Below are 25,044 nucleotides of genomic sequence, written 5' to 3'. Positions count from 1 at the left end.
GTCAGCCGAGGTCCAGGAAGTGCTCCAGGCCGAAGGTCAGGCCCGGAGTGGTCACCACGCGGCGGGCGCCGAGCAGGATGCCCGGCATGAAGCTGCTGTGGTGGAGGGAGTCGTGGCGGATGGTGAGGGTCTCGCCCTCGCCGCCCAGCAGGACCTCCTGGTGGGCCAGGAGGCCGCGCAGGCGAACGGAGTGGACGGGGATGCCGTCGACGTCCGCGCCGCGCGCGCCGTCCAGGGCCGTCTCCGTGGCGTCAGGCGCCGGGGCCGTGCCCGCCTCGGCGCGAGCCGAGGCGATGAGCTGAGCCGTGCGCGTGGCCGTACCGCTCGGGGCGTCGACCTTCTTCGGGTGGTGCAGTTCGACGACCTCCACCGACTCGAAGTAGGGCGCGGCGATCTGCGCGAACTTCATGTTCAGTACGGCCCCGATGGAGAAGTTCGGCGCGATGAGCACGCCGGTCTCCGGGGACCCGGCCAGCCAGCCCTTCAGCTGCGCGAGACGCTCGTCGGTCCAGCCCGTCGTACCGACGACCGCGTGGATGCCGTGGTTCACGCAGTAGTCGAGGTTGGCCATCACCGAGTCGGGTGTGGTCAGTTCGACGGCCACCTGGGCGCCCGTCTCCGCGAGCGTCTCCAGCTTGTCGCCCCGGTTCAGGGCGGCGACCAGCTCCATGTCCTCGGCGGCCTCGACCGCCCGTACCGCCTCGGAGCCGATACGGCCCTTGGCGCCGAGGACCGCCACGCGCAGCTTGCTCATCTCTCTTGCTTCCTTACGTCGGATGTTCCGAGGTTCCGAGGACGGACAGGTCAGGCGACCGCGTCGTTCAACCGGGACGCCTGCTTGTCCTTCAGCGGGCCGATGACCGACAGCGACGGTCGCTGTCCCAGGACGTCGCGGGCGACCGAGCGGACGTCGTCCGGGGTCACGGCGGCTATCCGGGCCAGCATGTCGTCGACGGACATCTGCTCGCCCCAGCACAGCTCACTCTTGCCGATGCGGTTCATGAGCGCGCCTGTGTCCTCCAGACCGAGGACGGTGGAGCCGCGGAGCTGGCCGATGGCGCGGCCGATCTCGTCGTCGGTCAGACCGTGTTCGGCGACGTGGTCGAGTTCGTCGCGGCAGATCTTCAGCACGTCGTGGACCTGGGAGGGCCGGCAGCCCGCGTACACGCCGAACAGGCCGCAGTCAGCGAAGCCCGAGGTGTACGAGTACACGCTGTAGGCCAGGCCGCGCTTCTCGCGGACCTCCTGGAACAGGCGGGAGGACATACCGCCGCCGAGGGCGGTGTTGAGGACTCCCAGTGCCCAGCGGCGGTCGTCCGTGCGGGACAGGCCGGGCATGCCGAGGACGATGTGGGCCTGTTCGGTCTTGCGGCCCAGCAGTTCGACGCGGCCCGCGGTGCGCAGAGCGCGCCGGCCGTTCCGCGGAGCGCTGGGGGCGGCGTCGCCGTTCTTGAAGGCGCCCGCCTTCTCGAAGGCCGCGCGGACCTGTCGTACGACCTTGTTGTGGTCGACGTTGCCCGCGGCCGCCACGACCAGGTGCGTCGGGTCGTAGTGCTTCTTGTAGAAGCGGCGGATGCGGTCTGCGGTGAGGGCGTTGACCGTGTCGACCGTGCCGAGGACCGGGCGGCCGAGGGGGTTGTCGCCGAACATGGTGTGCGCGAACAGGTCGTGCACGCAGTCGCCCGGGTCGTCCTCGGTCATGGCGATCTCTTCGAGGATCGCGCCCCGCTCGACGTTGACGTCCTCTTCGAGGATGAGGGAGCCCGTCAGCATGTCGCAGACGACGTCGATGGCGAGCGGCAGGTCGGTGTCGAGCACGCGCGCGTAGTAGCACGTGTACTCCTTCGCCGTGAAGGCGTTCATCTCGCCGCCGACCGCGTCGACGGCGGACGAGATGTCCAGCGCCGACCTGCGGGTGGTGCCCTTGAAGAGCAGGTGCTCCAGGTAGTGCGTGGCGCCGTTCAGGGACGGTGTCTCGTCGCGGGAGCCGACGTGCGCCCAGATGCCGAAGGTCGCCGAGCGGACCGAGGGCAGGGTCTCGGTGACGATGCGCAGGCCACCGGGGAGGGTGGTCTTGCGGACCGTGCCGATGCCGTTGGTGCCCTTGATCATGGTTTGGGTACGGGCGACGGCCCGCGCCTCCGAAGAGGTGCGGGCCGTCGCCGTGGAGCTACTCGACGTCACTTGTCGGAGTCGTCCTTCTTGTCCTCGGAGGCCTCGGCCCCTTCCTCGCCCTCGATCACGGGGACGAGCGAGAGCTTGCCGCGGGAGTCGATCTCGGCGATCTCGACCTGGACCTTCTGGCCCACACCGAGCACGTCCTCGACGTTCTCCACGCGCTTGCCGCCGGCCAGCTTGCGGATCTGCGAGATGTGCAGCAGACCGTCCTTGCCGGGGAGCAGGGAGACGAACGCGCCGAAGGTGGTCGTCTTCACGACCGTGCCCAGGTAGCGCTCGCCGACCTCGGGCATCGTCGGGTTGGCGATGCCGTTGATCGTCGTACGGGCGGCCTCGGCGGCCGGGCCGTCGGAGGCACCGATGTAGATCGTGCCGTCGTCCTCGATCGTGATCTCGGCGCCCGTGTCCTCCTGGATCTGGTTGATCATCTTGCCCTTGGGGCCGATGACCTCGCCGATCTTGTCGACCGGGATCTTCACGGTGATGATCCGCGGCGCGTTCGGGGACATCTCGTCCGGCGTGTCGATCGCTTCCATCATCACGTCGAGGATGTGGAGGCGGGCGTCACGGGCCTGCTTGAGGGCCGCGGCCAGGACGGAGGCCGGGATGCCGTCCAGCTTGGTGTCGAGCTGGAGGGCGGTCACGAACTCCTTCGTGCCGGCGACCTTGAAGTCCATGTCGCCGAAGGCGTCCTCCGCACCGAGGATGTCGGTGAGGGTGACGTAGTGCGTCTCGCCCTCGATGTCCTGGGAGATCAGGCCCATGGCGATACCGGCGACGGGGGCCTTCAGCGGCACACCGGCGTTCAGCAGCGACATCGTGGAGGCGCAGACCGAGCCCATGGACGTCGAGCCGTTGGAGCTCAGCGCCTCGGACACCTGGCGGATCGCGTAGGGGAACTCCTCCCGCGTCGGCAGGACCGGGACCAGGGCGCGCTCGGCGAGAGCGCCGTGGCCGATCTCGCGGCGCTTCGGGGAGCCGACGCGGCCGGTCTCGCCGGTGGAGTACGGCGGGAAGTTGTAGTTGTGCATGTAGCGCTTGCGGGTCACCGGCGAGAGGGTGTCCAGCTGCTGCTCCATGCGGAGCATGTTGAGGGTGGTGACGCCCAGGATCTGGGTCTCGCCACGCTCGAACACGGCGGAGCCGTGGACCCGCGGGATGGCCTCGACCTCGGCGGCGAGCGTACGGATGTCCGTCACGCCACGGCCGTCGATGCGCTTCTTCTCCTTGATCACGCGCTCACGGACCAGCTGCTTGGTGAGCGAGCGGTACGCGGCGGAGATCTCCTTCTCGCGGCCCTCGAACTCCGGCAGGAGCTTCTCGGCGGCGAGCACCTTGACGCGGTCCAGCTCGGACTCGCGCTCCTGCTTGCCCGCGATCGTCAGGGCGGAGGCGAGCTCCGGCTTGACGGCGGCGGTCAGCGCCTCCAGGACGTCGTCCTGGTAGTCGAGGAAGATCGGGAACTCGCCGGTGGGCTTGGCGGCCTTGGAGGCGAGGTCGGCCTGGGCCTTGCAGAGCACCTTGATGAAGGGCTTCGCGGCGTCCAGACCGGCGGCGACGACCTCCTCGGTCGGGGCCTCGGCGCCACCCTGGACCAGCTTGATGGTCCCCTCGGTGGCCTCGGCCTCGACCATCATGATCGCGACGTCGCCGTCCTCCAGGGTGCGGCCCGCGACGACCATGTCGAAGACGGCGTCCTCGAGCTCGGTGTGCGTCGGGAAGGCCACCCACTGGCCGCGGATCAGCGCGACGCGGACGCCGCCGATCGGACCGGAGAAGGGCAGGCCGGCCAGCTGCGTGGACGCGGACGCGGCGTTGATCGCCACGACGTCGTACAGGTGGTCGGGGTTGAGCGCCATGATCGTGGCGACCACCTGGATCTCGTTGCGCAGGCCCTTCTTGAAGGACGGGCGCAGCGGGCGGTCGATCAGGCGGCAGGTGAGGATGGCGTCCTCGGAGGGACGGCCCTCACGGCGGAAGAAGCTGCCGGGGATCTTGCCGGCGGCGTACATCCGCTCCTCGACGTCCACCGTGAGGGGGAAGAAGTCGAGCTGGTCCTTGGGGTTCTTGGAGGCGGTGGTGGCCGACAGCACCATGGTGTCGTCGTCCAGGTACGCCACGGCGGAGCCGGCGGCCTGCTTGGCCAGGCGGCCCGTCTCGAAGCGGATGGTGCGGGTGCCGAAGGAGCCGTTGTCGATGACGGCCTCGGCGTAGTGGGTCTCGTTCTCCACTAGCGTTTTCTCCGTTACTTTGTCGTCTTTTGTCCCGTCGCTGCCCGTGTGGCAGGGGGACGGTGGCGGAGAAGCGCTCCGTGCGGTGCGGGCCGGTCTTCGATCGAAGCACCCGGGGCTCGCTTCCCCCCGGGGGCCACTACCGAGGACCGGCGGCGGCTTGGCGCGCTTCTCCTCTGCTTGTCCTGCTGTGTCGTCCGTACTGCTTCTTGTACTGCTTGTTGTACTGCTTCTTCTACTGCTTGTCGTGCTGGGGCACGCGTACTGCGTTTTGCTACCACACTACAAAGCGTGTGTGACACTCCGCATGTTTCCGCACGGACGGTTGACGCTCCGCACGTACAGCAAAGGGAGCGGCTCCCGATCCTTCCGGGAACCGCTCCCCTCACGGCGTCTTACTTGGCGCCCGCCGCACCGCGGCGGATGCCGAGGCGGTCGACCAGCGTACGGAAGCGCTGGATGTCCTTCTTGGCCAGGTACTGCAGCAGGCGGCGGCGCTGACCGACCAGGATCAGCAGACCACGGCGGGAGTGGTGGTCGTGCTTGTGGGTCCGGAGGTGCTCGGTCAGGTCCGAGATACGGCGCGAGAGCATCGCGACCTGGACCTCGGGGGAGCCGGTGTCGCCCTCCTTGGTACCGAACTCGCTGATGATCTGCTTCTTCGTAGCGGCGTCGAGCGACACGCGTACTCCTCATGATCTGTGATTGCCGCCGAGTGCCCCTGGTCTGCTACTCAGGGGAGCTTCCGTGACTCGGGAGGCGGGGTTCCGCTGGGCGCTGCCCCCAGGTGGACCGGGGGCGCGTACACAAACGGCCGTCACACAGCGTACCAGCCCGGGAGCGCCGCCCTGACCGCGGTACGGCGGGGTGGTCCGGCGAGGTCGTCGCGGTGCACGCACCACCAAGCGCACAACACAGCGGCTGCCACCTTCGCAGGTGGCAGCCGCTGTGTGCTGCTCATGGCCGGTCGGCGGTCAGCTTGTCATGCCTCGGGCGGCGTTGAACAGGTCGAGCACCGCCAGGCAGAGCGGGACGAGCGACAGCAGAACCGCGCCTTCGCTCAGGTCGAGCATGCGCCCCCAGAAGGGGGTCATGCCCTTGCGCGGCACGATCAGGGCGATGGCCACGAGGACCATGGCGGCCAGGGCCACCGAGGCGGCGAGCCAGATCGTGCGGATGTCCAGCGGGGCGCTGTTGTCGTTGTAGAGCAGTTCCTTCAGGATGTCGGCCGGCGGGTTCAGGGCGAGGCCGAGCACCAGCAGGCAGATCGTGACGATGCCGGAGACCATCAGGGTCACGACCTGGGACGTGTACAGGAAGAGGCGGGCCCGCATCAGCAGGGCGAGGCCGGCCGCCAGCGAGAGCAGCTGGGCCCAGCCGCTGGTGGAGAAGCCGAGCACCACGCCGGCGGAGGCGACACCGCCGAGGGCGCAGCCGCCGACGAGACCGAGCAGCAGTTCGTGCCCGCGGCGCGCCTGGTCGTTGATGACCTGGAAGTCGACGGGCTCCTGCTCCTGCTGGTCTTCCGAGCGTCCGCGCTTGGCGATCTGGTCGGGCGAGCGGAAGCCGATGGGGAGCTTGGCGAAGCGGGCGGACCAGCCGGGCAGGAAGCCGATGACGGCGACCATGACCACGGCGGTGACGGCGGCGGTCTCACGCGGCTCGGCCTCGGTGACGATCGCCAAGAAGGTCGCGAGGACACCGACGCCGGAGGCGAACGCGGCGGCGATGAAGGGCGCGTCGTTCTGCGGCAGCATCAGGACGAGCAGCACCGCGGCGACGAGAACGACCGAGAGGGCGATCAGGAGGTGCAGCCGGCCGGGCCCCTGGCCCGCGGCGACGCCCACGATGCCCGAGCCGCCCACCATCAGGTGGGGCAGCGAGGCCAGGCCCAGGGCCGCGGCCGCGAGGTGGTCGTCGTAGACCCGCGCCCGTACGGCGGCGAGCGCGACGAGCACGACGCCGGTGACGCCGGCGATGATGCCGGGCAGGCCGTTCATGTCGTGGGCGATCGGCTCGGAGAACCACAGGGCGAAGGCCATCATGATCAGCAGCAGCGACCCGGCAGCCAGGCCGACGCCGCGCATCATGCCGTCGTTCCAGCTGCGGCGGTCGGTCTCGACGGCGGATGCCACGGCGTCCACGACATCGTCGAAGACGGCGGGTGGCAGGGAGTCCGCGAACGGCCGCAGAAGCAGCAGTTCGCCGTCGCGGATTTGCAGTTCGGCGAGCGAGCGGCCGTCGTCGAGGACGGAGCCGTCCCTGCGTACCAAGTTGTACCCGGTGGGCGCGGCCTCCTCCGGCGTCTGCCCCGAGAGCCGGAGGATCTCCGGGTACACGTCAGAGAGCGGCACATCCTCGGGAAGTGCCACATCGATCCGGCTGTTCGGTGCCGCCACCGTGACTCTGCAGAATCCGGTTGCTGAAACCGTACTCACTGACGGTTCCCCCTCGTCCAGTACTCGGTGATTCGTCGCGGTTTGCCAGGGCGATTCCCGCTCCGCGCTTCGGTTGGAGCGTCACCCTACCGTCCTTACGCGGCATCTCCCCATCCCCTCCCGACTCAATGTCCCCGCAGAACAGTAGGATCAACGCCCGACTCCTGGACCCGGCTTCGACCGGCACGAGTTGGCGTAGGTACGGGGGCCGTCACGACGGGGGCGGTTCAAGATTGCGATTGCGTGAAGGACTGGTGGACCGGTGAGCGTCGTCATCGTCAAGCGCCCGCCGCGGGTGTTCCCGCCGGAGGTGCCGAATGAGGAGGTCAAGCTCGAATCCCCTCCCGAAATCCCTCGCAACGAGGACGACAGCCTGTTGATGAACCTGCTGCCGATGCTCGGCATGGGTTCGTCGGCGGCGTTCTTCTTCATGCCTGGTGCCCAGGGCTTTATGAAGATCATGGGCATGTTGATGATGGTGTCCACGGTCGCCATGCTGATCGCCCAGATCGTGCGGGCCCGGAAGGGGCCGTCCGGGCAGATGGCCGAGGGGCGGCGGGACTACCTCAAGTACCTGGCCCAGAAGCGGCGTGAGATCCGGCGTACCGCGCACAAGCAGCGCGACGCCCAGTACTACCTCCACCCGGCGCCGGAGCAGCTGTGGGCGCTGGTCGCGGAGGGTTCCCGGCTGTGGGAGCGGCGTTCCACCGACCAGGACTTCGCGCAGGTGCGAATCGGTCTCGGTCCGCAGCAGTTGGCGACTCCCCTGGTCGCGCCCGAGACGGCGCCGGTGGACGAGCTGGAGCCGCTGACCGCCCATGCGATGCAGCAGTTCATCGCGAGTTACGGCACGATCAACGAGCTTCCGCTGGCGATCGGGCTGCGCTCCTTCTACCACGTGACGATCTCCGGCGACTCGGAGACGGTCTACGGCCAGACTCGGTCGGTGATCGGTCAACTGGCCTCGCTGCACTCACCCGAGGACGTGGTGATTGCGGTCGTGGCCGCGCCGGGCGCGGCGGTGGACTGGGAGTGGACCAAGTGGCTGCCGCACATGCAGCACAAGGAGTCCGACGGTGCCGGTACGCGGCGGCTGGTGTGCTACGACCTCGGTGAGCTGGAGGAGGCGATCGCCCACCAGCTGGAGGGCCGGTCCCGCTGGAGCCGGGACGGTCAGCCGGTCCTGGACCAGCCGCACGTGGTCGTCGTGCTGGACGGCGGCGGTGTGCCGGCGGACTCGGTCCTCGCCTCCGCGGAGGGCCTTCAGGGCGTGACCATCCTCGAGGTGGTGCCCGGTGAACTCGACGAGCTGCGTGGCTCGTTGTCGGTTCGGGTGTACCCCGACGGCATGGAGCTCGAGGCGGGCACGGGTGTCTTCACCGGCATGCCCGACGTGCTGTCGCAGGCGCAGGCGGAGTCGCTGGCCCGGCAGTTGGCGCCGCTCCGCCTCGGTGCGGCCGACGCGGACGAGCCGCTGCTCGCGAACCTGGACTTCACCGATCTGATGCAGATCGGTGATGCGGCGAGCGTGGATGTCTCGCGCACGTGGCGGCCGCGCACGCTGCACGAGCGGCTGCGTGTCCCGATCGGTCTCGGCGAGAGCGGCGAGGCGGTCATGCTGGACATCAAGGAGGCCTCGCAGGAGGGCATGGGCCCGCACGGTCTGTGCGTCGGCGCCACCGGTTCCGGTAAGTCGGAGCTGCTGCGCACCCTGGTGCTGGGCCTGGCGGTCACCCACTCGTCCGAGACGCTCAACTTCGTCCTCGCGGACTTCAAGGGTGGTGCCACCTTCACCGGCATGGGCTCCATGCCGCACGTCTCCGCGGTGATCACCAACCTGGCCGACGAGCTCACGCTCGTGGACCGCATGCGTGACTCCATCACCGGTGAGCTGACCCGCCGCCAGGAGCTTCTGCGGCAGGCCGGCAACTACGCCAACATCACCGACTACGAGAAGGCCCGTGCGGCGGGCGCCGCGCTCGACCCGCTTCCGTCGCTCGTCCTGATCATCGACGAGTTCAGCGAACTGCTCGCCGCGAAGCCCGACTTCATCGAGATGTTCATCCAGATCGGCCGTATCGGCCGTTCGCTGGGTGTGCACATGCTGCTCGCGTCGCAGCGACTCGAAGAGGGCAAGCTGCGCGGCCTCGACACCTTCCTGTCGTACCGCATCGGTCTGCGGACCTTCTCCGCCGCCGAGTCCCGTACGGCGATCGGTGTGCCCGACGCCTATCACCTGCCGAACGTCCCCGGCGCGGGCATCCTGAAGTACGACACCGGCACGATGGTGCAGTTCAAGGCCGCGTACGTGTCCGGCACCTACAGGCCGAACGGCCCGGTGGTCCAGGGCGGCGGACGGATCGACCGCTCCCCGGTGCTGTTCACCGCCGCGCCCGTGCCGGTGCGGATTCTCGCCGACCCGGAGCCCGAGACCCGTACGAACCAGGTCGACGACGCGCTCGCCGACACCGTGCTGGACGTCATCGTCAGCCGCCTGGACGGTCAGGGCCCGCCCGCCCACCAGGTGTGGCTGCCGCCGCTGGACGAGCCGTTCAGCCTCGACCAGATCCTGCCGGTGCTCAACATCAGCGCGGAGCGCGGTCTGCACGCCGAGGGGTACCACGCCCAGAGCAAGCTCGTCGTCCCGGTCGGCCTGGTCGACAAGCCCTTCGAGCAGCGCCGTGACGTGATGTACGCGGATCTCTCGGGTTCCGCCGGTCACGCCCTGATCGTCGGTGGCCCGCAGTCCGGCAAGTCGACGCTCGTGCGCACGATGATCACGTCGTTCGCGCTCACGCACACGCCCACCGAAGTGCAGTTCTACGCCCTCGACTTCGGCGGCGGCGGCATGCTCGCCCTGGAGAACCTGGCCCACATGGGCGGCGCGGCCTCCCGTCTGGACCAGGAGAAGGTCCGTCGTTCGGTGGCGGAGGTGCACGGCATCCTCAACGCCCGTGAGGAGTTCTTCCGCTCCAAGAGCATCGACTCCATGGCCACGTTCCGTAACCGCCGGGCGCAGGGCCACTACCCCGACCAGAAGTGGGGCGACGTCTTCCTGATCATCGACGGCTGGGCGACGTTCAAGAACGACTACGAGATGCTCGACGCGGTCATCGCGGACATCGCGACCCGCGGTCTCGGTTTCGGTGTCCACCTGATCATCACGGCGACCCGGTACACCGAGATGCGGCCGGCGCTGCGCGACCAGATCCTGAGCCGTCTCGAGTTGCGTCTCGGTGACGCGATGGAGTCGGAGTTCGACCGCAAGCGGGCCGAGAACGTGCCGATGGGCAAGCCCGGTCGCGGTCTGTCTCCGGACAAGCTGGACTACCTCGCAGCCACGCCCCGGATCGACGGGTCGCCCGCGGTGGAGGACCTGGCCGACGGTATGGCGAATCTCGTCCAGAGCGTCAACAACGCCTGGCAGGGCGCTACGGCGCCCAAGGTGCGGATGCTGCCGACGATGCTCCAAGCGTCCGAGCTGCCCGGCGGCGGCGACTTCGGCAGCCGCGGCATCGCGGTCGGCGTCGACGAGCTCACGCTGTCCCCGGTGTTCGTGGACTTCGAGACCGACCCGCTGTTCGTCATCTACGGCGAGAGCGAGTCCGGCAAGTCCTCGCTGCTGCGGTTCATCGCCAAGCAGGTGTCCGAGCGGTACGCGACCAACAAGGCACTGTTCGTGGTGTCGGACTTCCGGCGCGCGCTGCTCGGCCAGGTGCCCGAGAGCCACATGTACAAGTACTGCGCCTCGGGTCCGCAGCTGCAGGAGGTCATGGAGTCGCTGGCCGGCTCGATGAACCGCCGTATGCCCGGCCCGGACGTGACCCCGGACCAGCTGCGCAACCGCAGCTGGTACAACGAGCCCGACGCGTTCATCTTCATCGACGACTACGACCTGGTCGCCACGTCGATGGGTAACCCGTTGTCGGTGCTCATGGAGTACCTGCCGTTCGCCCGCGACCTGGGTCTGCGCATCATCCTGGCGCGCACCACCTCGGGTGCCTCGCGCTCGTCCTTCGAGCCGGTGCTCACCCGGATCAAGGAGCTCGGCGCGCAGGGCATCGTGCTCTCCGGCGATCCGCAGGAGGGGCCGGTGTTCAACAACATCAAGGCCGCGCCGATGCCGCCGGGACGTGGGCAGTTCATCTCGCGTCGGACCAGTGGGCAGTTGGTCCAGACGGGATACCTGCCGGAGAGCTGAGCCTGCTCCGGTGTTGAGGGGTGGGCCGCTTCCGCGGTCCACCCCTCCTGTGTTCCAGCCGTCCAACGGGGAGGAAAGCTGTGGCAACCGACTACTTCAACACCGACACCGAGGAACTGGGTCGCTTCCGAAAGACGCTGGAAGACGCGAAGACGGAACTCGACAACGTCCGCAAGTGGATGCAGGACGTGGCCGCGGAAGGCATCGGCACCAAGGACCTCGACGCCGCCTGCGCGGAGTTCCACGAGCACTGGAAGTACGGCTCCGAGCAGATCGCGCAGCTGACCGGCAAGTTCGCGGAGAGCGTCAACCAGAGCAAGGCCAACTACGAAGAGGTCGACCAGGCGCTTGAGGAAGGCTTCCGCAAGGCCGCTGCCGAAGGGGGCGCGAAGTGAGCGCGAACCCGTACACGCACCTGGGCTTCAACCCGGTACCGGGCAATGTCTCGGTGGTGTCCGACCTGACGGCGAAGCTCCAGAAGTCGGCGCAGACCCTCGCCGACGCGCACACGATGATCGAGAAACTGCGGTCGGGCAGCTCCTGGGAGGGAGATGCCGCGGTCGCCTTCCGTGAGCAGCTCGACGGGGCGCTGCCGAAGAATCTGCAGAACGCCCACACCTCCATCACCAAGGCCACGACCGCGCTTTCCGACTGGCAGAAGGCGCTCGACGGCTATCAGGACCGGGCCAGGACCCTCGACGGCCAGGCGCAGACCGCGAAGGGGAAGATCGAGACGGCGGAGGGCACGGAGAAGACGGCCGCCGCCAATCCCGACCTCAAGCTCGCGGGCAAGACGTTCACCGACGACGCGGAGCTGAAGAACGCCCAGGCGCGGCTGGACAAGGCGACCGAAGAGCTCAACAACGCGCGCGAGGCGGTGAACAACGCCAAGACCGCGTACAACGACGTCATCAAGAAGGCGCGGGAGCTGGAGGAGAACCACGCCACCGACGCCCGCGGCAAGGCCAGGATCCTGCGGGAGTCCACGGACAAGCTGGCGCCGGAGGAGCCGAACTGGTTCGAGAAGGCCATGGACTGGGTCGGGGACAACCTGACCGACATCCTGGGCGCGATCGCGGCGATCGCCGGCCTCGCGGCCCTGTTCTTCGCCGTCCCGGTCGGCCCCATCCTGCTGTTGGTCGCGGCGGCGGCGAGCGCGGCCACGCTGATCAGCCGGTTGTCGAACCCTGTGGTCCGGGCCTCGCTCAAGGACGGCTTCACCAAGGGGGAGTTCGACTCGGACTTCTGGAACAACGCGGTCGGCGTGGTCGGCGACACCCTCGGCATGGTCCCGGGCATCGGCGCCGCGGCACGCGGCATCAACGGCGCCGCACGGTCGGCGAGTGCCGGCGCGGAGGCCCTCACCCTCGGGCAGAAGCTCTCCAGCGCGGGCGGCAAGACCTGGCTGGCCGCGCAGCGGATCCACGCGGCCGACAACCCCCTGACCACCTGGCTGGTGAAGGGCGCTGCCAACCCGGCAACGGCGGCGAAGATCGTCGACGTCTCGGTCTCCGGGGCCGGCGCGCTCACCGGCACGTACGGCGTGGCCAAGAACCTGTGGGACGAGATCAAGAACCCCGCCGCGGAGAACGCCGCGACCGGCGCCGACGGCGTCCGGGCCGGCAGCTTCGACGGGGCCGGCCACGGGGCCACCGCCCTGAAGACGCTGAAGATCCTGTTCGGCGCGCACTGAGGGGCTGGAACCGTTGAGCAGCGATGAAGGGTCTGAACCGTTGAGCGACAACGCGGACGAACTCGAGTACGCCATCGACGAGTCGGCCATGGAGCGTGGCTGCGACCTGTGGTTCGCGCTGGCGCCCGGCTATGTGGAGGTCCCCTTCCACGACCTCTTCGCCGATCCGGAGTCCCCCGAGGGCGCCCGGGTGGTCGAGGCGGTCAACTCGCTCCTGGAGCTGGTGCCGGAGGAGAAGCAGGCCGACTTCCTGGACCAGCTCGCCCAGGCCAGGGTGCTGACCCTGGAGATGCAGCGGGAAGGCGTGGTGAGCTTCGCCATCGGCGCGCACGAGGCGGACGACGGCAGCATGCTGGAGTCGGTCGTCACGCTCGCCCGGCGCGAGATCCCCTGGACCCCGCCGAAGCTGGCGGCGGTGCAGGCGGCGACGGCTCGCAAGAACGCGCTGCCGGTGGCCGTGGCGGACCTGCCCTGCGGTCCCGCCGCGTTCACCGAGGCCCTGGTGGAGCTGCCCGAGGCGGCCGACGCCCAGCGGCGTTCGCTCTACGAGGCGACCGTGTACCTGCCGTTCCCGGACGGACGGAACCTCGCGATCCTCACGCTGACCACCACGGCGGTGGCCGCGCGCGAGCACTACCGTGACATCCACCGTGGCATGGCGGAGATGGTGAGCTTCGACAACCCGCTCCCCGAGGAGTTCAAGGCCCAGATTCCCGAGTCCGAGGTCGAGGCGTCCGTACGCGCGGTCTTCGGCTGACCCTCAATGGCCCTGACGGCCCCTATGGAGTGAACTGCAGTGGACGTTCCCCTGACGCAGACGGCATACGACGATGCGGCCACCCGCCGGGCCTGGCGCCGCACGGCCTCCTTCCGGCTGTGCGCCTTCCTGCTCTCGCTCGCGTCCTTCGTGGCCTGGCTGTACGCGGTGCTTCTGACTCCGGTGTGGACCCTCTGGGTTCTCATGCCCGCGCTGTTGGTGCTGATCTACGTGGCGATGCTCAACACCGCGCGGGTCTCGGGCGTGCTGTCACTGCGCCGTATCCTCCGGGTCTACCCGTGGCAGTCGGTCCCGGGAGCCGCCTCGATCGCGAAGAACGGCACCACCCGGTTCTCCTTCACTGATCCCGAGCACCCGGATCCCGACAAGCGTGTCTCGCTCGGCTACGGCAGCTTCCTGGGCAGCGGCTACACGTTCTGGATCCGGAAGGTCAGGTCCGGTGACGTCGACGAAGTCTGGTTCGCGGGCGACCCGCGCTTCCTCGGCGTCGTCGCCGTACCCGGACCGCGCCGGCTGATGGGTGTGGCCCAGCGCGAGGCGGTCGACTGCCGGACATCGGCCCGCAAGCGCGGCGTCAGCCCCGAGGCGCGGGAGCGGGCCAAGGCGGCGGGGGCGCGGGTCGGTTGACGTCCTGAGCGGTGAACCCACGACGTGACGGTTCCGCTACAGCGGATCAGTCTCGTGCCGTCCGGTAGTTCCATTTCGTGCGGTGGTCGCCACCGTTGTGTGCAGGGAGGCTGCCGAAGCACACCCAGCTGGGCACCGTCGGGCGCCATCACGACCAGAGTGCCATCCTGGTCGTCGTATGGTGATCGTCCCCGTCATCGGGGAGCGTCGAGGAGCTTGCGCAGTTGCGGCGAGAGCTCCGGAACCACGGCGCCGGAGGCCTGCGCCGCGGTCAGCTGCTGAACGTACTCACGCGCCCCGGCCTCCAGCGCACTCTTCCGCTTGCCCAGTCGGTAGCCCGCGACCCAGAACCAGATCGCGACCGGCGCGAGGATCCCGGCAGCGAAGGCCACCGGCATGTCCTTGGTGAAGCCCGTCCCCACGCCCACCGCCGCGCCGATGACCAGGAGGCAGCCGATCTCGTCGTGCGAGCCGCCTTGATCCGCGATCCGCTCGTACTCAGCGACTGCCTGCGGCTTCGGGGGGAGCGGCGCGGAAGCCCCGGCCCGAGCATTTTGCGCACCGCTGTGAGCCGGACTGCCGACAGGTGCCGCGTACGAAGGCAGCGGGGCGGCTCCCTCACCGCTGCCGTTGCGGCCGATCAGCCAGTCAGGGATGTGCGTGACCGGTGCCCCGTGAGCGAGCGCCGCAGCGAGCACGTGCCGGTAGCCCTCGAGGTGCGGGTGCCGCAGCTGCCGCTTGGCCTGGCGGTAGGCACGTACGAAGCCGGCGACCGCCAGAACGATCAGCACCGCCGGTGGGCCGATCGCGACAGCGATGTTCTCGGGCTTGCTGAGCCCGGCCCACAGGAACCAGATGAACCCGGAGGTGCCGGCGAGCGAGGAGACCCAGACCAAGGCCCCGTACGACGTGCGACGGATGTCAGCCTGCCGTTCGGCCAGCATCGCTCCGACCTTGCGGTCGTCGAGGTAGTCGAGGCCGTAGAGACTGCTGAATCGGCGTACCGTGGTGTCGAGTTGTGGATGAGCGGTCAGCGCGTTGCCGCTTACCGGCAGGAGATCACTGGGAGTGTTGTTCATGGTGCGAACGGCCTCGACTTAACTGGACCACGTGTGCAGAACGGCCTGCGCGTAGGCCACGCGCGCGTCCAAGCGTGTCGTGCGAACTTTGTACTTGTCGGTGATCCCGTAGAACTTCAGGGGAGCGGTTCCAAGGGCGCCGCTTGTCCGCCACGCCGTACGCGTGGGCAGATGCCCATCAAGACCGTATCCGCCGAGGAAACTCGCCACGTTGTAGATCAGCAACAGCGGCGACAGTACGACGTAGACAACCCACGAACCGATGGTTCCACCGCGGCCGACCAGCTTCGTGCCATCGGGCAGTTCGATCTCGTACCGGGGCCGCCAGCGGCTCCGTCGGGCAGGCGGCCGCAGTACACCCAACACCTCTCCGCCGGGCCCCATGACGGCATAACTGCCGTCCGAACTCGTCCCAGTCGTCCGCCGGGCCACGGAACACAAGGGCTTGTGACCTGCTTGATCCTCATGGAGGGTGAACCCGGATCCGAGGTCATCCGGCCTGTCCGACCTCGGAGCGTCTCCTTGAAGGTAGACAGGGTTACCGCCTCGTACCCTGATGACCCACTCATAGCCGGATTCTGTTTGCTCATGCGCAGGCTGCACTTGCACGCTAAAGACAGTATTCGTCATCGCCATCTCTTTCCGGTGACCGGCTTCAGCCACGCGGGCATGCGGTGGGGGAGCCCGGCTGCCGACAAGACCTGAAGGTATCCATTGACCTGATCACGAGTCCCACCGCGTACCCAGACACGGCGAAACCAGAAGGCCCGTGCCAGCAGGTACACACTGAGCACGATCAGGAGCGCCGCCGGCGTGTAGAGGACCACAGCGGCCGCCGTGCCGAGTTCGCCCGCGTCGGTGGTATCGGCCAGGAACCAGGCTCCCACCGCTCCGGGAGTGAACAGCAGGCCTCCCCACACTCCGCGTGAGTTCATCTTGCCCAGCAGCCTCCGATGGCGCTGGAGCATCGCCGCGACGTCCGGGTCGGCCAGGTAGTCGATTCTCTTGTCGACGCCGATCGTCCGTGCCGCCTCGGTCAGCCCCGGCACCGCCGCCATCTGAGCAGCCGTCACCGGCAAGAGGCCCAGATCCTCCTCGGGAGCGGTGCCGGGTTCGCTTCTCATCCGAACACGTCTCGCACGGACTTCGTCTGCAGGGGGACGTCGGCGCCACTCGCCAAGTCTGTCGGTCCACCGGGAGGCTGGGTCGCCGGCTGCTGCGGGTGTGGATCGTGGACGGGGGTCTCGCCGACGACCGGGCTCTCGCTCTCGCCGTTGTTCGCCTCAAGAGTGTTCACGATGGTGAAGAAGAGCTCGGAGTACAGGTCCCAGTCCTCCATGCAAGGAGTGCTGAGTTCGAAGAGAGCCACCTCGGCGTTGCGGCGGAGTGGCAGGAAGATCGCGATTTTCCCGATCTCCACCTCCTCGACTCGACCGGAATCGGTGATCTCCGCGGGAAGACTGATGACTTCCGAGGTGAACCGGGCCGCTGCCTCGCCCGCCGCGAGCCAGACCGTCTCGATCTGAGTCTGGTCCCCGGCACCCGCGAGTTCCGCCGCAACGCTCGAGGCGGTCATCCGCCCACCTCCTGGCACGGACTCCAGGAGTTTGGCGGTCACCGTCGCCGTGCTTCGTCGCCCGTCGAGGTCGAGCAGACAGAATCCGGCGTAGCCGATTCCGTCCTCCATCATCTGGGCGACCACGGGCAGTTGAGCCGCCGCGTACTGGAACCAGAGTTCGGCGTTTCCCTCCGGATAAATGTCCTGGGCCAGCTCGATCAGTGCCTGGCCGACTTCCTCCGGAGCCTCATAGACAGGTAGCTCGAAAAAGGCGGGCGGCACCCGGAACGTCAGGCGTTCAAGGGCGGCAGCCGCGGAATGGGCCGAGCCGTCGCCGGGAAGCATCGTGTCCATCGGTTACGCCGCTCCTGCCGCCGACATGAAGGCATTACTGGACGGCGCACTGGCCGTCTGGGTGCTCGACCCACCTGTCACAAGGCCGAGGCCGAGGCCAAGACCCTTCACGCCCATCTGCGTTCCGCGCATGGCCGCGCTGCCGACGTCCACCACCTCGTCGCTGAGGCCCATGGCCTTGCCCGCCTTCGCCAGGCCCTTGTACATGAGACCGTCGGCCATGCCCCTGGCCACATTGACCGAGGTCGCCATCTCATCGGCGTTGGAGAAGACACCCTTGAGTCGGTTGCCTGTCGCCGCGGCCCTGGCCGCCTTCGCACCCGCTGTCAGTCCCTTGACCGCTCCGATGCCCGGCAGCACGCCCAGCCCCGCCCCGACCCAGTCCATCACCCCGACCTTTTCACCACGGGCCACCCGGGCCCCGTAACCGGCCAGAGCGAGCGCGCTGGCGCCGATGGCCAGTGCCCCGAGCACCGCCCCCACGGGCGGAATGGCCATGGTTGCCAGAGACAGGATGGACAGGACGGATCCGATCTTGGAGAACAGGTCCGCGTTGTCGGCGAGGAAGTCCTTGAAGCCCTCCCAGGCGCCCTTCAGCCCGTCCGTGACCTTGTCCCAGATACTGAAGTCCGGCGGCCGGTTCTTTGCGGCCTCGCGGATGGCCTTCTCGGCTTTCTCGGCCGCCTCTTCCCAGTTCTTGCGCAGCGCCTCGCCCTTGTCGATGAGCGACTCAAGGTCGGACGCCGCGTCCTTGGCCGCCGCCGAGGCCGAGTTGGCCTCCTCTCCGAGTGCCTTGGCCTCCTGCTCGGTGAGCTGGCGGAACTGCGCGCCCTCGATCTTGACGTTGACGCGGTCGACGGCTTCGTTCTTCTGGTCGAGCCGCTTGCGCGCCTCGAACGCCTGGTCCTCGAGGCCCTTGGCCCGCTGCTGCATGGTCTGGAGTTCGTCGTGCCAGCTGCGGAGCGCCCTGGAGCAGGCGGCCATCGACTCGTGGCCCTGCTTCAGGTACTTGGGCAGCTCGCCGACCTTGTCCTGGAACTTCTTGGCGGCCTCGCCGTCCCACACGCCGTCCGTCTTGCCGATGCTGACCAGCATCTCGCGCATCTCGTCGAGCTCGTCGCCGACCGTCTTGACGTCGTACGCCAGCGACTCGATCGTGTGCAGATCACCCTTGGCCGGGTTGAACGTCAGACCTGGCCAGTTGGGATCGTCGAACATTCCCATCGTCTTCTCCCCGTTGTGTGCGAGTTGTGCGAGTTTGCGGAACGGCAGTAGCCAGGACTACTTCTGACTGAAGCCCTTCTGAAGGTCCCGGTCGACGGACTCGTACGACTCGACAGTCTTCTTGAGCCCCTCATGCAGCTGCTTGGAGGCGTCCGCGATCCGCTTGATGCCGTCGCCCCAGTCGTCCTGGAAGTCGTCACAGGCGTTGTCGAGGCCGTCCGTGCCCAGGCCCTTGGGGCCCACCTTGTTGAGCCGCTCCTGGGCGCCGCGCATGCGGTCGTCCACCTGGTCCAACCTGTTGATCAGGGTCTTCATACGATCGACATCGATCTGGAAGTCCGCCATCCCCGTGTCTCCCCGTAGTCGTGATCCATGTAGTAGTGATCCATTGACCGCCGCACAGATTATCGGAGCGCCAACCTCCGTGATACATGAGGAGGTTCGCGGTTGCCAATGTGGTGCGGCTGCCCGTCAGATGCCGTCCCACACGTGCAATACGGCCTGTGCGTAGGCGAGCCGGAGGTCCAGCCGCTGCGACTCGATGTGGAAGGTGCTGCCGCCCCGGTAGTCGACGACGGTGTCGGAGCCACCGGACGGATGCCACAGGGCACGGCTCGGAGCTCCCAGCTCCCAGGCCGTTTCCTTCTTCGCCTCGTCCTTGTCGCCGACAAGCAGCAGAAGCAGCCCCTGGACGGCCGAGACCACCCAGAAGACCAAGTAGAGCGGGAACCCGAGGGTCGACCAGAGCATCCAGCCCCGCACCGTTCCCCGCTTCGCCGTCAACGGCTGGGCCCCGGTCGCCGGCTGCAGGGTCCAGTGCGCACGACGCGGCCAGGGCAGCACCCGTCCGTCGCGCCGAGTGATCCGCCCGATGGCCGTGCCGTCGCCGCCGTAAACGTCGTAACCGCCTTCGCCGATGGACCGGACAGAGCAGAACGACTCACCCTGCGGGCCGCTGACGTGGAACGGCGGCCGCGCCGTGCGCCCTCCCTTGGGGGCGTCCTGCGGCACGTGGACATACGCGAGCGCGTGGCCCTTCGTCGCCGGATCCGCCGAGCGGATGATGGCGGCCGGCTCCCCCGCCGTGACCCGGTCGTACCTGCTCAGCCAGTAGTGCTGGATCTCGACCATGGTCAGTGGCGCGGGGTTCGGATACGGCGTCGGCGCCAGAGCCTGTCCGTACTGCCCCGGAGCCTGCGGCTGCCCCTCCGAAGCCCATCCCTGGCTGCTGTGGTTCATGGCCGCCCAACTGTCGTTGACGATGACGAGCCTCAGGATCTCAGAGGTCAGTCGTGCGTGTCGTGGGGCGGGTGGGACAGAGCGGCCCCATGACGGCTCCTCCACAGGAGGACCACATCACCTCGCGGAACTGTCCATACTCAGCGCGCCACGGGCGCCGTGAAGGCGAAGCACCGGGCGCGGTAGAGCTTCGCCGGGATTCGTTCGGGCAGCCGTGAACCTCGGGTTCACGACATCTTCACGAGCTTTACCACATGGAAAGGGAACCACCCAGGCCCTCAATTGACCTGCTAGTAGGCTGTCATGAGCATTAACGGGGAAGCTGAGGCATGAGCGGCGAGTCATCGCCCGTGCGAAAACACTGAAGTCGACCTCCTGAGCGGAACGCTCCGTTCTCGGTGGGCTTCGCAGCCACGCGCTCTCCTACGCATGCGCGGGCACCACCTGGTCCCGCGCGCCATCGAGACTCATGGGAGAGGCAGTTCATGTCGTACCCTCCGCCGCCCGGAGGGCCGGGCGGCGCGTATCCGCAGGGACCTCCGCAGGGTCAGGGAGGTTGGGTGCCGCAGCAGGGCGGCGCGCCGTACCAGCCCCAGAGCACGCCGGGATACGCCGGCTACCCGCCGCCGCCTCAGCCCGGCGCGGTCCCTGGTTGGCCTGGGGCCCATCAGCCGTACCCGCAGCAGCCGCCCCCTGGTGGAGGCGGCGGCCGCGATCAGGGCAAGGGGCTGAAGAAGGCCGTCATCGGCGTGGTCGTCCTGGCCGTGCTGGCAGTCCTGGGAGTCGGCGGGCTCGCCGTGTACAAGGCGGTCGGCGGCGGCTCGTTGCCCAACGCGGGCGGCGACTCGGAGAGCGAGCAGTTGCTCAGCCCCGAGGACATCGAGGAGTTGCTCGACGGCCGTAGCCAGGCGCTGAAGAGCGGCGACGAGGACGCCTATCTCGCCCCCTTCACCGGCAAGGCCAAGGACACGCAGCAGAACCTCTTCCAGAACCTGCGGAAAATACCCTTCTCGCAGGCCGAGTACTCCATCCTCAGCCAGAGCGGCAACACCACCGACGAATACGGCGACGGGGCGACGGTCGCCCTCGACGTCGCCTTCGTCCACAAGATCCAGAACGTGGACGTCCGGCCGGTGTCCGAGTGGTACCGCTGGATCATCAAGCGGGAATCGAAGGACGCCGAGCCGCAGATCACCCGAGTGGGGCCCTCGGCCGACGCCTACGGCTCCGCGAGCTACGTGTACAACTCGGCGCCCTGGGACCTTTATGAGGACATGCACGTCGTGAAGCAGGACCACACGCTCACGATCTCGGACAAGAAGTACGCCGCGGACACGGACCGTTTCGCGCCGTACATCGAGAAGGCCGCGAAGGACGACATCGAGCTGTGGAAGTCGAAGGGGCCCGCGGGAACCGAGACTCCCACAGGATTCGTGGCAGTTCTCGAGCGCGACCGCAAGACCTATTCCTCCCTGTACGGCTCGGAATCCGTCGAGTGGGAAGCCGGCCAGAGCGTGGCGATGCCCGCCTTCGACGCCAACTCCAGCGGTGACGAGAAGGACCTGGAGTACGGCGGCGCCCGCGTGAAGATGGACATGTCCGGGAAGCGCTTCACCAACGCGACGTACTGGCCGAAGCTCGTCCAGGAGATCTCCCACCACGAGTTCGCGCACGCCATCGTCCAGCCGCTCGAGGGCGCCTCCGGCTTCGACTCCGAGACCTACACGAGCTGGTGGGTCGTGGAGGGTTTCGCCGATTACATGGCGTTCCGTTTCGACCGTGAGCTCGGCGAATGGAGCATCCGGAACGACGTCACCGGTAAGGAATTCGGGGGTTCGCTGCCCAATGACGCAGGGTTCGACGACGAGGTCTCCACGAATTACACGCTCAGCTACATGGCCATCCGGTTCATCGCCGAAAAGGGTGGCGAGGCCGCGGCGTTGAAGTTCGTCACCGACCACTACGACAACCCCGACCAGCTCGATCAGCAGCTGCGCGAGGCCACGGGCATGGGCAAGAGCGAGTTCGAGGCCGCCTGGGCCAGTTATGTGAGGAGCAACAGCTGATGACGACAGACGGTTCGCAGGGAGCGGGCGGCGGGTACGGCCAGCAGCCTCCACCACCCGTGCCCCCGCCGGGATACGGCTACCCCCAGCAGCCTCCGGCGCCGCCGCAGAGCCCGCCACAGCCTCCGCAGCAGTACGGGTACGGTGCGCCGCAGCAGGCCCCGCAGCCGGGGCCGCCGCAGGCACCCCCGCCGGGATACGGCCATCCCCAACAGCCCCCGCAGGGCTACGGCTACCCGCAACAACCTCAGCCGGGCGGCCACGGCTACCCCCAGCAACCCCCGCAGGGGTACGGCCAGCAGCCCCCGCCCGGGTACGGCTACGGTGGCCCCGCCGGCCCACCTCACCAGGGGAACACTCGCAAGAAGCCGGTCGGGATGATCGTGCTGCTCGTCATGGCCGTACTCGTCCTGAGTGGGGCCGGTTACGGGGCCTGGTACATGTTCATCGGCTCGGCCAGCAACAACGTGCTGTGGAGCGTGGCCGCCCCCAAGCCGCAGGGATCGACCGTCGACACCAGCATCAACACGAATCGGGGCACCTGGTTCACCGACAAGGCGGTGGTTCAGGCCCTGACCGGCGGTGTGAAGGCGTACGACCTCGATACCGGGAAGCAGCTGTGGGCCACCTCCCTCCCCGGCGACAGCAACCACTCGTGTATCGCGCCCGAGAACTCCTCAGGCAACATCGGTGTCGTCACCTATGGTGAGAACAGAGCCTGCGACCACGTCGTGGCCTATGACCTCAACACCGGCAAGAAGCTCTGGGACAAGAAGATCAGCCTCGGTGACTCCTCGGACGGTGCGTCGGTCGCTCGTGCCGGCGACGTCGTCGTCATCAACGGCGGAAACACGGCGCTTGCCCTGAAGGCGGCCGACGGCACACCGGCCTGGAATCCGAAGCGGTTCGCTACGACTGACTGCCCCAGCGGCGGCTTCAGCGGCGGCGAGGCGCTGCTCAGGGTCCGTCACTGCCAGATCGGCGATCCCGATGACCCGAACTGGGGCGACGGGTGGGACGAGGTCTCATTGGTCGACCCGGCCACCGGGCAGCCCCGCTGGACCTACCGTCACGAGATCCCCGAGGACAGCTTCGGCGAGCTCTCCAGCGGCAACGTTCTGTCGACCTCTCCCATCGTCATGATCCGGGAGGGCGACAACGGAGAAGCGCTCTTCTCCCTTGACGACAAAACAGGGAAGGTACGCAGCGAGTTCTCCCCCGCCAAGCCGGCCGAATACCTCCACACTTCCGGCTCGGACGGCGGTCGCTGGCCGGAGGCCGGCGTCTTCGGTGACACATTCGTCATGGGCGTGTCCGAGGAGAAGAGCAAGGGCCTCATGGTCGCGTACGACCTCGACAGCGGTAAGCAGCTGTGGAAGACGGAGGCGGTCGAGTTCAAGGAGTACTACCCGCTGCCGGCTGCCGGAAGCGATCGCATCCTGGCCTACGTGACCAACAATGACAACGACAAGGGACCCGAGCTGGTCGAATTCGGAGCCGAGGACGGTTCGATGAAGACGATCGTGGAATACCCGATCGAAGTCCGCAAGGCGATGTCCACCAGGGGCACGCCGTTCTGGCACAAGGACCGGCTCTTCATGTCCTTGGCCGACCCCCTCACCGGCCTGGGGGACCAGGCGTACACCCTGGTGGCTCTCCCCACCACCGACTAGCGACGACACAGACAACGGCTGGGTGCCCGACTCCCTCGAGGATCGGGCACCCAGCCGTATGACGGCCCCGACCCCCTGGCCGTATGACGCCCCCGCCCCCTTGCGCCTCGGAGACCACCGGCCTCATGCCACCCGACGCCCCCACCCCACCGACCCCACCCACAACCCCCGAACAGGCCCTCGCCATCGTCCGCAACCGCTACGCACAACCCAAACTGCCGGACGGCACCCCCGCTACCCTGCACGTCCACGAATTCGACATCGGCTACCTGGTGTACGCGACGTTTCCGCCCACAACCGACGCCTCGGGCCGGCCCCTGCCCGCGGCACCGGGCGGCAGCCAGGTCATCGTCGCCAAGGACACCGGCGAGACGGTCGTCGTCCCCAACTACCCGGTGGAGACGGCCATCGCCCACTACCGCGGACAAGCCCGTCAATAAGATCGTTATAGGAGCTCCACGGGACCGGACGCACCTTGCGTCTGCGAAGGTCATAAGGTGTCGGGAGACTCACGGGGGCGCCGAAAGGTGCGCGAGTGGCTCGAGTCGAGCCCCGCGGCGACCTGAGGTACGGGTCGGTGGAGATGCGGGCTCCTTTCGTGTGAGCCCGGACCACGCATCGTGCTCCCTCGCAGAAGGACGTGTGAGAGGGAACCATGACTTACCCCACGCCGCCCGGCGGCGGCAATCCGCATGGGCAGCCGCCCTCGCAGAGTGGTTGGCAACCGCAATGGCAGGGGTCGGGCCAGGGCTCGGTGCAGCCGCCCATGCCGGCGGCGCCCCCGGGGCCTCCTCCGACTGCCGCTCCGGCTCAGCCGGGGCCGTCTCCGTACGGTGGGTACGCCCCGCCCGCGAACCATCCCGGCCACGGAGGTCCCGTCCCCGGAGGTCCCGTCCCTGGCGGGCCCGTCCCTGGCGGCCCTGTTCCGGGGTACGCCGTCCCCGGCGGCCCGGTGCCCGGGGCGCCGGTGCCTCCCTCGGGCGGCGGACGGACCGGCCGTAAGGCCTTCGGCATCGTGCTGACCGTCTTCGGCGTGCTCGGCATGCTCGGCGGCGGCGCGCTGGTGGCTCACGCGTACAGCAACGCGCAGCAGGTGATACCCAACCAGGACTACACGTCGGTGGTGTGGCGCAACGAGACCACCGAAGCGCTCTTCCCGGAGACCATCGGCAACCCTCCCAACTACAAGTACGAGGCATCGGACAAGAAGATCGCGCAGTGGAACCGGATGGGCATCTCCGAGGACACCTCGTGCTCCAAGGGCCTCAGCGGAGAGACCAAGGAGAAGGCGCTGGAGCTCGGCTGCGAGGCCGTGCTGCGCGCCACGTACGTCGATCTCACCGGTGAGATGGTGGCCACGGTCGCGATCGTCGTGATGCCCAAGGACGGAGAAGCCGGGTCGGAACTGGGCCAGTACCTGGAGGATCAGTCGGGTGAGGACCACCCCGACGCCGCGGTGGTCCCGCTGAAGGTTCCCGGGACGCTCGCGGCCAAGTGGCAGGAGAGCAGGCGCAACGGCATGGGCGGGGACCCCGTCGGAACGTACGCCGTCGCCGTCACCACCGGCGCGGTCGACGGGCGCGCTTCGGCCAACCTGCCCGGCGACTTCGCCGACTACAACGAAGAGGACCGAAAGCCGTGGATGGACGAGGCCAGCGACCTCGCCGACACCTTCGGCATCCACATCATGAACCTGGCGAGGTGA

Annotated in this window: 21 protein-coding genes; 9 read left to right on the top strand and 12 right to left on the bottom strand. The window is 68.1% G+C overall.

Annotation, left to right across the window (positions count from 1 at the left end):
• Position 1 precedes the first annotated feature (1 nt).
• The 5 genes from dapB to eccD form a co-directional block, all read right to left on the bottom strand.
• Positions 2-754: a 4-hydroxy-tetrahydrodipicolinate reductase gene (dapB, locus tag ACIA8X_RS21715; RefSeq protein WP_393450085.1), complete on the bottom strand. Its 753-nt coding sequence runs from the start codon at positions 752-754 to the stop codon at positions 2-4.
• A gap of 50 nt (positions 755-804) precedes the next feature.
• Positions 805-2,184 (bottom strand): M16 family metallopeptidase, encoded by a 1,380-nt coding sequence (locus tag ACIA8X_RS21710; RefSeq protein ID WP_393450088.1) that lies wholly within the window; start codon positions 2,182-2,184, stop codon positions 805-807.
• Positions 2,181-4,409: a polyribonucleotide nucleotidyltransferase gene (locus ACIA8X_RS21705; RefSeq protein WP_393450091.1), complete on the bottom strand. Its 2,229-nt coding sequence runs from the start codon at positions 4,407-4,409 to the stop codon at positions 2,181-2,183. Before ACIA8X_RS21705 ends, ACIA8X_RS21710 begins: the two co-directional genes overlap by 4 nt.
• A gap of 395 nt (positions 4,410-4,804) precedes the next feature.
• Positions 4,805-5,092: a 30S ribosomal protein S15 gene (gene rpsO, locus ACIA8X_RS21700; RefSeq protein WP_393450094.1), complete on the bottom strand. Its 288-nt coding sequence runs from the start codon at positions 5,090-5,092 to the stop codon at positions 4,805-4,807.
• 291 nt (positions 5,093-5,383) lie between these two features.
• Entirely contained in the window at positions 5,384-6,847 is a 1,464-nt protein-coding gene (gene eccD, locus ACIA8X_RS21695) for a type VII secretion integral membrane protein EccD (protein WP_393450097.1), read from the bottom strand.
• Between the two features lie 262 nt (positions 6,848-7,109).
• Between eccD and eccCa the strand changes: the two genes are divergently transcribed.
• The 5 genes from eccCa (at position 7,110) to ACIA8X_RS21670 (ending at position 14,146) form a co-directional block, all read left to right on the top strand.
• The gene (eccCa, locus tag ACIA8X_RS21690) at positions 7,110-11,048 is read left to right on the top strand and encodes a type VII secretion protein EccCa (RefSeq protein ID WP_399458900.1); all 3,939 of its coding nucleotides are present in this window, start codon (positions 7,110-7,112) and stop codon (positions 11,046-11,048) included.
• A gap of 80 nt (positions 11,049-11,128) precedes the next feature.
• Positions 11,129-11,443 (top strand): hypothetical protein, encoded by a 315-nt coding sequence (locus ACIA8X_RS21685; protein WP_393450103.1) that lies wholly within the window; start codon positions 11,129-11,131, stop codon positions 11,441-11,443.
• On the top strand, positions 11,440-12,741 hold the full coding sequence (locus ACIA8X_RS21680) for a hypothetical protein (RefSeq protein ID WP_399458898.1): 1,302 nt from the start codon (positions 11,440-11,442) through the stop codon (positions 12,739-12,741). Before ACIA8X_RS21685 ends, ACIA8X_RS21680 begins: the two co-directional genes overlap by 4 nt.
• 40 nt (positions 12,742-12,781) lie before the next feature.
• Positions 12,782-13,498: a hypothetical protein gene (locus tag ACIA8X_RS21675; RefSeq protein WP_393450109.1), complete on the top strand. Its 717-nt coding sequence runs from the start codon at positions 12,782-12,784 to the stop codon at positions 13,496-13,498.
• A gap of 39 nt (positions 13,499-13,537) precedes the next feature.
• Entirely contained in the window at positions 13,538-14,146 is a 609-nt protein-coding gene (locus ACIA8X_RS21670) for a hypothetical protein (protein ID WP_399458897.1), read from the top strand.
• Between the two features lie 194 nt (positions 14,147-14,340).
• Here the strand turns inward: ACIA8X_RS21670 and ACIA8X_RS21665 are convergent, their stop codons facing one another.
• The 7 genes from ACIA8X_RS21665 to ACIA8X_RS21635 form a co-directional block, all read right to left on the bottom strand.
• Entirely contained in the window at positions 14,341-15,225 is an 885-nt protein-coding gene (locus tag ACIA8X_RS21665) for a hypothetical protein (protein WP_399458896.1), read from the bottom strand.
• Positions 15,226-15,243: 18 nt separating this feature from the next.
• Positions 15,244-15,591, bottom strand: a complete 348-nt coding sequence (locus ACIA8X_RS21660; RefSeq protein WP_393450120.1) for a hypothetical protein — start codon at positions 15,589-15,591, stop codon at positions 15,244-15,246.
• Between the two features lie 260 nt (positions 15,592-15,851).
• Positions 15,852-16,349: a hypothetical protein gene (locus tag ACIA8X_RS21655; protein ID WP_393450123.1), complete on the bottom strand. Its 498-nt coding sequence runs from the start codon at positions 16,347-16,349 to the stop codon at positions 15,852-15,854.
• On the bottom strand, positions 16,346-17,128 hold the full coding sequence (locus tag ACIA8X_RS21650) for a hypothetical protein (protein WP_393450126.1): 783 nt from the start codon (positions 17,126-17,128) through the stop codon (positions 16,346-16,348). The genes ACIA8X_RS21655 and ACIA8X_RS21650 overlap by 4 nt, the downstream gene beginning before the upstream one ends.
• A 12-nt stretch (positions 17,129-17,140) precedes the next feature.
• Entirely contained in the window at positions 17,141-18,361 is a 1,221-nt protein-coding gene (locus ACIA8X_RS21645) for a WXG100 family type VII secretion target (RefSeq protein ID WP_399458895.1), read from the bottom strand.
• Between the two features lie 57 nt (positions 18,362-18,418).
• The gene (locus ACIA8X_RS21640) at positions 18,419-18,706 is read right to left on the bottom strand and encodes a WXG100 family type VII secretion target (RefSeq protein ID WP_393450132.1); all 288 of its coding nucleotides are present in this window, start codon (positions 18,704-18,706) and stop codon (positions 18,419-18,421) included.
• Positions 18,707-18,832: 126 nt separating this feature from the next.
• Positions 18,833-19,600, bottom strand: a complete 768-nt coding sequence (locus ACIA8X_RS21635) for a hypothetical protein (RefSeq protein ID WP_399458894.1) — start codon at positions 19,598-19,600, stop codon at positions 18,833-18,835.
• A 560-nt stretch (positions 19,601-20,160) separates the two neighbouring features.
• On the opposite strand from ACIA8X_RS21635, the gene ACIA8X_RS21630 reads away from it, so the two are divergent.
• The 4 genes from ACIA8X_RS21630 to ACIA8X_RS21615 all read left to right on the top strand — a co-directional run bounded on the left by ACIA8X_RS21630 (position 20,161) and on the right by ACIA8X_RS21615 (position 25,044).
• Positions 20,161-21,666, top strand: a complete 1,506-nt coding sequence (locus ACIA8X_RS21630) for a hypothetical protein (protein ID WP_399458893.1) — start codon at positions 20,161-20,163, stop codon at positions 21,664-21,666.
• Positions 21,666-23,339, top strand: coding sequence for a PQQ-binding-like beta-propeller repeat protein (locus ACIA8X_RS21625; RefSeq protein ID WP_399458892.1), 1,674 nt, complete (start codon positions 21,666-21,668; stop codon positions 23,337-23,339). Before ACIA8X_RS21630 ends, ACIA8X_RS21625 begins: the two co-directional genes overlap by 1 nt.
• Before the next feature lie 125 nt (positions 23,340-23,464).
• Complete coding sequence (locus tag ACIA8X_RS21620; RefSeq protein ID WP_399458891.1) at positions 23,465-23,779, top strand: hypothetical protein; 315 nt, start codon at positions 23,465-23,467, stop codon at positions 23,777-23,779.
• Between the two features lie 527 nt (positions 23,780-24,306).
• On the top strand, positions 24,307-25,044 hold the full coding sequence (locus ACIA8X_RS21615) for a hypothetical protein (protein ID WP_399458890.1): 738 nt from the start codon (positions 24,307-24,309) through the stop codon (positions 25,042-25,044).

Origin of the sequence: Streptomyces sp. NPDC051738 (genome assembly GCF_044453205.1) — a bacterium.
GTDB lineage: Bacteria > Actinomycetota > Actinomycetes > Streptomycetales > Streptomycetaceae > Streptomyces.
Note: the sequence above shows the minus strand (reverse complement) of the source record. Positions and strands in the feature narration are given on the sequence as shown.